Below are 10,955 nucleotides of genomic sequence, written 5' to 3' on the forward strand. Positions count from 1 at the left end.
CACATCTGCCTCAGTGGCACTTGTTGTTTGTTTATACCTAAGCTTGACGACGTTCCCTTTTTTAAAGCTTTCTGGTTCTTCTGTTTCAAATAATGCTTGATCTAAATAGCTGTCAACCAGCACCACATAAGACTTTTCTCCTATAGTTCGAACACTCGTAACAAAGAAATAGTCGGTCCGTGTTTGAACAGGATTTCTGCCTAGAAGCAAATCCAAGGACTGGACTTTTCTTGGATTTGAGATAGCCACTCTTTTTTCATCCTCATTGAACAAGTCCATAGGTGTTACTTGATCTAATTCATCATAGGTAAAATTGATAATCTCGTCTTTTTCGTATTTCAATTTCGTTTTCGTATCCCACTGTAAAAGGGTGCCACTGGAAATATCTTGAAAAATCACACTATGACCATAATAAGCCTTAGATGCGCCCATGGGTACTCTATTATCAATGCTAATTACTTTGGCTATTGTGTATTTTCTCATCTCATCACCTACTATCCTATATCCATTATAACTAATTTTTTCTTGATAACTAACATGATCCTTCAACTCGTCTCAACTGGGAAACCAGTCGCTGAAAATTCCCGTGAATATGGTATTGCTGAACAAACAATTTATATATGGAAAAAGAAATAATTCGTCTGCGTCAAGAGAGCGAAATTTTAAAGAAAGCCTGGAATAATTATGCAAAGTGGAGATTAGCAACCAGTATTTGCAGTTAATCTCCACTCTTATGGGTATTCATTTTTTCAGTTAACTTCATCCGTAGTTCTTATATTCGCGAAGTCAACTTACACAGTAAATTCCTCTTCGTCAAAAGCGAAAGCGAAGAACTCCTAATTCTTCAATATTAATTGTTTATTATTTAATAGATATACTTCATCGGCCAATTTCTCAACAAAATAAGGATCGTGGGAAGTAAATAGAACCGTTCCATCGTATGCCTTTATTAATTCTTCCAATGCTTCAATAGTTGTCAAATCGATAAAATTAGTTGGCTCATCTAAAATCAAGACATTGGACGGTTTAGTAAAGGCCGCGGCTAGTGAAATTCGTGTTGATTCACCTCCACTTAGAGAAGTCAACGGTTTTCCAATATCTGTTTGAGAGAATCCTAGATTATTCAAAATACTTCGAACAACTGCTTCTGAATACTCCGTACGCTCTATTAAGTAGTGCAAAATACTCTCTGATCCACTAAATTTATAATCCATCTGGCGATACACTGAAAAGGTAACCTTGGGAGAAAGAATAATTCCTTCACCATTTGACACGATATGATTTAATAGCGTTGTTTTTCCAGTCCCGTTATCTCCAACAATAGCAATTTTCTTTTCCAATGAAAATTGGAAATCGCACTTCTCCAGTAACACCCCCTCCTCATTTTTTAAGGATACCTGCTCTCCGCGTATAGGAAATTTGTTATGAATTTCGACTGATTTAACCTTCGGAAATAGAATTTGCTTTTTGCTCTTGTATTGGCTAGGTTCATCTAACTGGGCTAAACGAGACGCCATTGATTTAGCTGATTTTTGAAGACTTTTTTGGACAGTATCCTTTTGTTTCGAAGAGGATAGACGGTCAGGACGGACATTCTGCTTTTTTTTCTTAGCGGATACTTTTTCAGCTTTAGCCGCCTGCTCCTTTTTTTGAGAAATCGCGGCTTCCAACTTCTTTTTTTCTTTCGCATAGTTATCCGTTGCTCGTTGCTGCTCCAATTCTTCGATTTCTTTTTGCTGCTTATAAGCGTCGTAGTTACCAATATACTCAGTAACCTGACCATCTTTAACCTCCCAAATTTTAGTAGCCAGCTGATTTAGAAAATAGCGTTCATGACTAACAAAAATAAGTGTGCCATAATAATATCTTAGTTCTTCAATTAAATAGTCAACGCCATTACGATCTAAATGAGTAGTCGGCTCATCTAGCAACAAACCCATTTGATAAGTAGACAGTGTTTCAGCTAAGCGATACTTAGTCTCTTCACCGCCGCTTAATGTGTTGAGCTCATTTTTAGGAACTTTAAAACGACTAACCAGCTCCCAATCAATCCTCTCTGAATCGCTGACCTTAGTTACTTCTGGTATTTGTGAAAAATAACTGAAAGAAACTTCCCGTTGAATAGAACCAGTTTCTGGTACTATTTCGCCTTGTATTAGCTTCAACAGAGTAGATTTTCCCGTCCCATTATCACCAACGATACCAATACGATTATTTTCATAAGCGGTCAATTCTTGGATATTTACTACTTCTTTTGTACCATAATTTTTTCGGACATTCGTTAATTTGACTGCTAAGTTTTCCATTATTTTCCTTCTCTTTCCTCTCAGGTAAAAGAGCACACAAAAAGGATAGTCTAGGACTATCCTTAGATTTCTATATTCAGGAAAAGTACACACTAACCCCTTGAAATCGCTCTTTCCAAGACTTTTGAATTTATTTAATTAGCTATTCAAAAGGTCAAAACGCAATTTCATGGATGCAGTCATAATTCACAATCTCTTCTCTAGTTTATTTAGTACTATAATGCTATCGTACTCTGAGTAGAAAGTAAAGAGTAATTCAAACTTTTTCTCTGTATCAACGATCTAATGATTTACTTAGATGTTTAACTGTCCAGAGATGGATTATATCTTCCTTCACTCATCCCGCTCTTCAAACTCCAGCAGATAATGATCAAACTGACCGTTTTCTATGATCTTCATTTCGATCGTATCCCATTCCTTATGGTTCAGAAGTTTTTGAACCAGCTCGTTTTCGATTTCCGCTTTGGTTATCGTGCCTACATCGTGATAATCTATCTCAGACAGATCGTTGATTTTGTTTCCTTCTTCATCTTCTGCATAGCTTGAGTAAATGTCGTAATCGACCACAATCTTATTATCTTTCCGCGTATCTCTTACTAAATCTTCTATGCGAGCGATTTCATAGCCAAAATACCTCAATGCTTCTTCTATTTCTTCGTCATCCCAGCCGTAGTGAGGCTCATTTTTTTCAAGAATTTGTTGAATATCTTCTTTTTGTTCTTCAGTTAAACACAAAAATAGTCCAATCACCGATTAGATGATTAGACTTCATAAGAATAATATATATTTATATTTTCATATATTACTTCAGCAATTCAAAAAAGACATTGAAAAACTATGACTGATCTTGTAATGAAATAAACTCATCCACTTCGAAAAGCTCCGGCATCGAGCAAAGTGCGCCTTTCTTTGTGGTTACCAATGAGGCTGCTGCATTAGCGAACGTCAACATCTCAGCTAATTGTTCTTTCGTTAATTCTTTCAGACCATGGTCAAGAATAGAATTTAGTATGCACCCACAAAAAGTATCCCCTGCACCAGTAGTTTCGATGGTCTGTTCATTCTTAAAAGCACGAACTTCAATCATATCTTCCTCGTAATAAGCGCGACTTCCTCTATCTCCCATCGAAACAAGGATCAATTTAATCGGATATTTATCTCTGATTTTTCTTACCCCTTTTGAGTAATCCTCTTCTCCTGTAAGCCATTGAATCTCGTTGTCTGATATTTTAAGAATATCACAATAGCTAAGCCCAACTTCTACTTGCTTTCTAGCCTCTTCTAAATTCTCCCACAATGGTTCACGGATATTTGGATCAAAGGAAATCAGGCAATCATTGCTTTTGGCGATAGCCAGCGCCTTTTTCGTGGCATTGCGTACTCCTTCATGGGTCATGGAAAGTGTTCCAAAATGAAAAATCTTTGATCGTTTGATTACCTCTTCGTTTACTTCCTGTTCAATTAATTGCATATCTGCTCCTGGATTGCGGCAAAAAGTAAAATCTCTGTCCCCGTCTTCCCCATTATGCACAAAGGCTAAGGTGGTATGAACATACTTATCAAAGGACAAATTACTCATATCGATACCCAATTTTTCGGCTTTTTCTTTCAAAAACCAGCCAAAATTATCATCACCGACTTTTCCTATGAACGCTACATTGCGATCGAATTTTCTTAGCATCGCTAATACGTTACATGGTGCCCCACCAGGATTCATTTCCAATAATGGATTGCCTTGTTCACTCAGACCATTTTGAGTAAAATCAATTAAAATCTCGCCCAGAGCGGTTACATCAATCGTTTTCATTTTCATCCTCCATATTCAAATGCTCGAAGATATGTATTTTCTTCGAGCATTTGGCTACATTGTTTTCGTTAATTCCCACGTATCAAGCTGATTGATCACAAGTGTGCCCTCAGCAACAGAAACATAGTTCTTATTTTGATCCTCTTTAGCAAAAACATTTAGACTGTGATTCGTTTTATAGTCATCTGTGAAAATCTCTATAGAGGATTGATCTACAAACAAATGAATCTTTAGTGTTGCTTTATCCTTTAGTAGCAAATTACTTTTTGTAGTTCCTCGGCTCCAATCATCTGAGTTGTCGCGAGAAATTGTTAGAATCTGCTTTCTTAAATTGAATGTCGCAACCGTAGCTAGATGATCGTCGCTCCTCAAGCGCAGCTCAAAGGAATCAGCGGTACTGTTAGCAAGATCAATCGTCATTTTCAGTTCAAAACAATTGCCTTTAGCTGTCGGAATCAAGAATTCGCCTTTTTCAATAATGGACTTTTCATGAATCGCTTCGGCTGATTTTCGAATAGATCGCAGCTCTTCTATAGGCACAAACTTCACTGTATTATCCGAATCAAGGATTGCTTCTCGCGGAAGGTTAAAAGAACCACACCAGCCTTCTTTGAAGGTTGGTCCCCAATCCTTCCACCATGGCATCCAATCCCAACCATTCGCCCAAGCAACAAGTATGCGTCTGCCGGATTGATCCACAAATGATTGCGGCGCATAATAATCAAATCCCCAATCAATATTTCCTACAGTTGTATAATTGAATTTACCAGTTTCATAATTCATATCTCCGACTAAATAAATACTCGTTCGTTCCTTCACTCCCATTGGAGAAAACGTTAGAACATACTTTTCTCCGTTGGCATTTTTCAATGGGAAAAAATCGGGGCATTCCCACATATAGCCAAATTCTCCTCGACTTTCTGCAAGAACATTAAAGAAGTCCCAATCCTCTAAATTTTTTGAACGATACAATAGTGCTTGTCCAAGCTCATCCTTTTTCCCACTACATACCAAATAGAAATAATCTTCATGCTTCCAAACTTTTGGATCGCGAAACTCGCCCACATCATAACCAGTTGGCGGAGCAGCAATAACCGGATTCTTTTCACTTTTGACAAAATGGATACCATCATCGCTGTAGGCCATACACTGATTTTGAACAAACCCGTCTCCGTAGTTTGTGGAAGCCGTATATAAAAGGTAGAGCCGCCCCTCATATTCGATCGCACTTCCAGAGAAACAGCCACCTTTAGGATGATTGTCATAGGTTTCGCTTGGTGCCAACGCAAGAGGTAAGTATTCCCAGTGCAGCATATCATCACTGATTGCATGTCCCCAGTGCATGGATCCCCAATAGGAGTCATAAGGATTGTATTGATAGAAGAAATGGTATTTACCTTTAAAATAAATGAGCCCATTCGGATCATTTAGCCAGCCTTCTTCAGCCATAAAATGGTACTTTTGGCGCATTGCTCCCTTCCCCACTTCTGACCTTTTCTTATCTATTTCAGCTTGAGCACGAACAATATTTTTTTTCATTAATTCAATGGACAAGAGAATCCCTCCTAACTTTAACGATCACTTTTCAGCGATAAAACTACTTCGTACACTTAATTCTCAATTCTGTCTTTGGATCAAAGAAATGTCCCTTTGAGATTTCTAACGCTAAGCGAACAACCTCACCTGGACGATGGAAGTCTCTAGCATTAACTTTGGAGACAAATTCTGTTTCATCAATTTTGCTATATAACAACGTTTCTGATCCTAAAAGCTCTGACACGACAATCGTTGCATCTATTGCTGACTCAATAACTGAATCCAAGACGATCTGTTCACTTCGAATATCTTCTGGCCGAATACCGAAAATCAAGTCTTTTCCTTCATAGCCCTTAGCCACGAGCACTTTATTCTCACCTTCTGGCACTTTTAACTTGAAATTTCGTCCACTAGTAATGTAGCCATTTTTTAAGGTCACATTGAAAAAATTCATTGCAGGTGAACCAATGAAACTTGCAACAAAGACATTTTCAGGTAAATCATACACTTCTTTAGGACTACCAATCTGTTGGATCAAACCATCCTTCATAATAACGATCCGATCCGCCATTGTCATCGCTTCTGTCTGATCATGAGTGACATAAATGGTCGTCGTTCCTAAGCGTTGATGCAGCTTTGCGATTTCAGCACGCATGGATACACGTAGTTTGGCGTCCAAATTAGACAAAGGTTCATCCATCAAAAAGACTTGAGCATCACGGACGATCGCACGACCTAAAGCGACACGTTGACGTTGTCCGCCAGATAAAGCCGCGGGTTTTCTCTTTAGATACTCCGTTAAGCCTAAAATTTCCGCCGCTTCTTCTACCTTCTTTTTAATCTCATCTGTTGGATATTTTCTGAGCTTTAAACCAAAGGCCATATTGTCAAAGACGGTCATATGTGGATAGAGCGCATAATTTTGAAAGACCATTGCGATATCCCGATCCTTTGGTGCTACATTATTGATGACTCTATCACCAATTTTCAATTCTCCTTCAGTGATATCCTCAAGGCCTGCTACCATTCGAAGAGTTGTAGATTTCCCACAACCAGAAGGTCCTACAAAGACGATAAATTCCTTTTCATCAATTTCTAAATTGAAATCAATTACGGTATAATTCTCCGCATTTGAATATTTTTTATAAATATGTTGCATGGAAAGTGTTCCCATCGTTTTTACCCTCACTTTTTTACTATTAAGCACGGCTAAACCTTAAAGCTAGTTTAATAGTACTTATCTAAATTCGTTCAAGATAGAATTCCTAACTGGAATCGGAGTTGCTCTAAAGGCATTGTCCTCTTTATCCAGTTCAACTTGCGCTTCAGAACCAGAGTCGAGCACCGTATTTCCAAAGGACTGTTTTTCAATTAATACTGTCTTGACCTCAAGTGCCTCAGTTGCATCATTGGTCAATAGGGCTTCTACTTGTGATGCAAAACAGGAATCACTGGATGTTAATTCTGCTTTTGTAGCGACCACATGATTAGTTGAAATATAATTTCCATTGCCAGCTACAATATGGATAATTACAGGGATCGCTCCTTTGGGTGAAATTTGATCCTTGTCAATAATTTCAGAAAAATGGTTTCCAATTACTGTGTTGCTGTTACCATTAATTGATAAAAGCCCAAAGGTATCATCTAAACCGTTATTCCGCCCTTGCAATGGTGCCCAAGGCTCATGATCATGCAAAAGATGGTTGGATGAAATAGAATTTTCGGAGCTATTTTTATCTAAAATAACCATTCCTGGGTAAAAGGCATGAAGCCTGTTATTGCTAATAAGTGAGCGTGTAACTCCTTCAAGATGAATACTGCTCGCTCCTCTAGGAAAAACATTATTTGCAGTCACTAGCAGGCCACCAAAATTCTCTGCATAAATGGAATAGCCCTTGAAACCTGCACCAATCAAATTATCTGTTACCTTCGACGCCTGTCCCCAACCGCGTAATTCTATACAGCTCCCACATTCCGCGATAAAATTATCATGAATCGTAAGGGCATCCGAGTGATAGGAAATAATTCCATGCTCCAAATAGACAAATCCCATACCTGTAATTCGAAACGAATCATTCGCACTGGCAACGTGTATTCCCGTTTTCCCATTTGTATAAGTGTTTTCTGGATTCGTTTCATCCGAACCATCATCGACAAAATGTAAGCCGTCGATACAAAAATTTGAAAATTCAACAGAACTAATTCGGGGATCACCGCTACGCTGAATATAGAATGCAGCCCCAGCAGCCTCTTCTTTCGATGCCCCCGACAGATCAACAAGAATGCGACTGCCGCCAGGCCAAAGCTCATGCAGATCACTCCATTCATCCTCTGGCACATTATAGCGGATACTAGAAGAAGTAAAGCCATGCCCAGAACCCATGATCTTTAAGAAGCTAACATCAATAACGATTTGTGTTTTCAAGTGATAATCACCTGGTGGAATATAGATGACTGCTCCTGGTTTCCCTCCATCATTTTCATCAATCTCTTTTTGTCTTTTTTTAATGTCTAAAAGAATACTGTTAATGACTTCACCAATATCGTTAAATGGATCTCCCATTGCCCATTTGGTTACATCATAATAATTTTTACTCACCATTACTCCTCCTGATGAGCGATTCTTTAATTAGAATCGCTCTTTTGTTCCTTCTTATTAGCTCTTAACTGAACCTGCGGTAATCCCTTGAACAATGAATCGCTGTGCTACGATTGACAAAACCATTACTGGCAAACTAAAAAGTAGAGCTCCCGCACACATCGGACCCAAGTCCATACTATAAGCGGATAAAAATTCGGATAATCCCACCGTAAATGTTTTTGCCTCTGTACTAGTCAATAACAACGACAATAAGAATTCATTCCAAGATAGAAATAGCGTAAATACAAAGGCTGTAGCCAAACCTGGGGTACAGATCGGTAAGATGATTCGAATAAATGTCTGGAGACTGGAGGCTCCATCCATACAAGCCGCTTCATCAATACTCGTTGGAATCCCTTCATAGAAACCGAGCATGACCCACATAACAAAAGGCATATTTATCGCTGCATAAACGATAATTAAGGCAACTCTCGTGTCATACAAACCAAGATTTGTAATCAACTCATAGATCGGTACAGCAATACTCGATGTCGGAATCATTTTTAAACACAACACGACAATAATCAAAAAGGTGGCAATCTTAGCTCCTGAACGTTGAATCGCATAAGAAGATAACGCCCCTAAAATTACTGCAATCAAAGTACTGCAAACAGCAACTAAAAAACTATTTAAAATGTAGTGAAAAGCTGGCATCCGTTCGAACAAACCCGTGAAATTTTCCACAGATAGAACCGTTGGAAAAAATTTAGCAGGAATTGAAACAACCTCAGCACCTGGCTTGAAGGATGAACTAATCAAGTACAGATAGGGAAACAGCCAGACTACAGCACAGACAATCGCCAAAATTATCAGTAATTTACTTTGAACACTTCTTTTTTTCTCCACTTGCTATCCCCTCCTACACCGATTGTTTTTTCTTCGGGTTCCATAATCCTTGCATAAACACAAGAGTGAACACAACGAGTACTACCACAAGTATTAATGCCATCGCACTTGCATACCCGACTTTGTTGTATCTGGTCAGCGTTTTATAGATGACAACACTGATAAGTTCTGATGAATTGTTCGGCCCACCCTGCGTCATCGCCCAAACAATATCAAACGTTCTTGCCGCATCAATAATTCGGATGGATAATGCGGTTAATAATACTGGTTTAATATTTGGTAGTTTGATTTTAATAATTTTTTGCCACCAATTTGCCCCATCAATTGTAGCTGCTTCAATCATGCTTCCATCAAGTCCTTGAAGACCGGCAAGAATCATCAGCATCATGAACGGGGTCGTTAACCAAATATCCGCAAAACAACAAGCCAATAACGACCATTTCTCATCCGCAAGCCAAAGGATCTGGTTCGAATTTTCAAGAAGACCAACATTTACTAATAGTTGATTGATAATGCCAAACTGCGCGCTCAGCATTAATTTCCAAATCAAACCAGCCACTAGCGGTGCAATCATTAGTGGGGTCAAAATGAGTGAACGGATGACCTTGTTTCCTTTAAAGTTTTCTTCAAAAATCAACGCTAGGATCGTTCCTACTATTAGTTCGACAACAACAGCAATAAAGATGTAGACAAGCGTATTTTTTAACGGCTGTAAAAAGCTTTCATTTCCAAAAGCTTTCATATAATTGTCAAAACCAACAAACTCCTTCATACCATTTGGATCAAAGCTATATAGACTGTCAAAAGCCATTTTGAAAATCGGGTAAATCATAAAAATCCCCATAAATAATGCGCCTGGTAAAAAGAAGGCAAGCACGGTTTTTCTGGATATCAACTGCATGTTTTTTCCTCCTTGTTCTTGTCTTACTCTATGATGGTCTCAATTTCGGTTTTCGCATCTTTAAGAGCATCCTTAGGAGTCGCTTTTCCAGATAACGCCGACTGAACAGCTTTCGCTAGCACTTCTTCAATTTCTGTCCAATAAGGAGTAGCAGGTCTATTTTGAGAGTATTCATTATCTAACGTTTCTAATACAGCCCCAAGATGCTCATCGCCTGCTTGTGTTTCATACTTTTCATATACAGACGTTCTCCCTGCAATCTTCAACGAACCTTCAGTCATGTATTTCTCGTTATTGTCATACATAAATTTCAGATATTCGATGGCTGCCTCTTGATTCTCAGAATTTTTCATCACACATTGATACCATGGCCCTGTTGTAGCGGCTACACCAGCAGAACCGCCAATCATTGGTGCTACACCAACTTTATCCTTATTCAGTTCATAAGCAGCTGGATATTGATGACTCCAGTTTAATTGCATCGCTAGTTTTCCATTATTAAACATTTCCTGAGCCTCAGTAGATGCGACAGATAGTGTTTCTTCAGGCGCGTAGCCCTTTTCATAGAGATCACATAGATATTGCAATGCATCAACATAAGGCTTTTCATCAACCAGTACTTCATTATCCTTACCTAAAACTAACGGTTTTGCTCCAGCCTGAGATGCTTGATCAAGGAAACTACAAACCGTATCCCCAGATGCCATCCCGAAAACGGCGGTTCCATACATATCATCTTTCGTAAAGAATTCCGCACATTCTTTGTATTCTTCCCAAGTAGTAGGGACTTTTAAATCGTGACCATATTTCTTGTTGAATTCTGTTTTATTTTTCTCATCTTCAAAGAGATCTTTTCTATAAATGAGTACCTTACTATTGATCCACATCGGAAGTCCTAGCAGCTTATCATTCAACGTT

At 38.6% G+C, this 10,955-nt stretch carries 10 protein-coding genes; all 10 read right to left on the minus strand.

Annotation, left to right across the window (positions count from 1 at the left end; translation table 11 throughout):
* Window positions 1-483 (minus strand): hypothetical protein (locus tag AC4J95_RS20450; protein WP_494551440.1); only part of this gene is annotated, 483 nt, incomplete at its 3' end.
* 353 nt (window positions 484-836) lie between these two features.
* On the minus strand, window positions 837-2,306 hold the full coding sequence (gene abc-f / locus AC4J95_RS20455; RefSeq protein WP_494551441.1) for a ribosomal protection-like ABC-F family protein: 1,470 nt from the start codon (window positions 2,304-2,306) through the stop codon (window positions 837-839).
* A 333-nt stretch (window positions 2,307-2,639) separates the two neighbouring features.
* Complete coding sequence (locus tag AC4J95_RS20460) at window positions 2,640-3,041, minus strand: hypothetical protein (protein ID WP_494551442.1); 402 nt, start codon at window positions 3,039-3,041, stop codon at window positions 2,640-2,642.
* 100 nt (window positions 3,042-3,141) lie between these two features.
* Window positions 3,142-4,113, minus strand: a complete 972-nt coding sequence (locus tag AC4J95_RS20465) for a carbohydrate kinase family protein (protein WP_494551443.1) — start codon at window positions 4,111-4,113, stop codon at window positions 3,142-3,144.
* Window positions 4,114-4,167: 54 nt separating this feature from the next.
* The gene (locus AC4J95_RS20470; RefSeq protein ID WP_494551444.1) at window positions 4,168-5,667 is read right to left on the minus strand and encodes a glycoside hydrolase family 32 protein; all 1,500 of its coding nucleotides are present in this window, start codon (window positions 5,665-5,667) and stop codon (window positions 4,168-4,170) included.
* 43 nt (window positions 5,668-5,710) lie between these two features.
* Window positions 5,711-6,823: an ABC transporter ATP-binding protein gene (locus AC4J95_RS20475; RefSeq protein ID WP_494551445.1), complete on the minus strand. Its 1,113-nt coding sequence runs from the start codon at window positions 6,821-6,823 to the stop codon at window positions 5,711-5,713.
* 63 nt (window positions 6,824-6,886) lie between these two features.
* On the minus strand, window positions 6,887-8,251 hold the full coding sequence (locus AC4J95_RS20480) for a NosD domain-containing protein (RefSeq protein ID WP_494551446.1): 1,365 nt from the start codon (window positions 8,249-8,251) through the stop codon (window positions 6,887-6,889).
* Window positions 8,252-8,305: 54 nt separating this feature from the next.
* Window positions 8,306-9,136, minus strand: a complete 831-nt coding sequence (locus AC4J95_RS20485) for a carbohydrate ABC transporter permease (RefSeq protein ID WP_494551447.1) — start codon at window positions 9,134-9,136, stop codon at window positions 8,306-8,308.
* 13 nt (window positions 9,137-9,149) lie between these two features.
* Window positions 9,150-10,037, minus strand: a complete 888-nt coding sequence (locus AC4J95_RS20490; RefSeq protein ID WP_494551448.1) for a carbohydrate ABC transporter permease — start codon at window positions 10,035-10,037, stop codon at window positions 9,150-9,152.
* Between the two features lie 23 nt (window positions 10,038-10,060).
* The coding region (locus AC4J95_RS20495; RefSeq protein WP_494551449.1) for an extracellular solute-binding protein at window positions 10,061-10,955 on the minus strand (895 nt) is incomplete at its 5' end.

Source organism: Enterococcus sp. GPZ-007 (genome assembly GCF_059374735.1).

What these genes read in the sequence shown, in the direction of transcription:
- AC4J95_RS20490 (WP_494551448.1), bottom strand. Translation starts at nt 10,037, where the DNA reads ATGCAGTTGATATCCAGAAAAACCGTGCTTGCCTTCTTTTTACCAGGC.
- AC4J95_RS20475 (WP_494551445.1), bottom strand. Translation starts at nt 6,823, where the DNA reads ATGGGAACACTTTCCATGCAACATATTTATAAAAAATATTCAAATGCG.
- abc-f (WP_494551441.1), bottom strand. Translation starts at nt 2,306, where the DNA reads ATGGAAAACTTAGCAGTCAAATTAACGAATGTCCGAAAAAATTATGGT.
- AC4J95_RS20465 (WP_494551443.1), bottom strand. Translation starts at nt 4,113, where the DNA reads ATGAAAACGATTGATGTAACCGCTCTGGGCGAGATTTTAATTGATTTT.
- AC4J95_RS20480 (WP_494551446.1), bottom strand. Translation starts at nt 8,251, where the DNA reads ATGGTGAGTAAAAATTATTATGATGTAACCAAATGGGCAATGGGAGAT.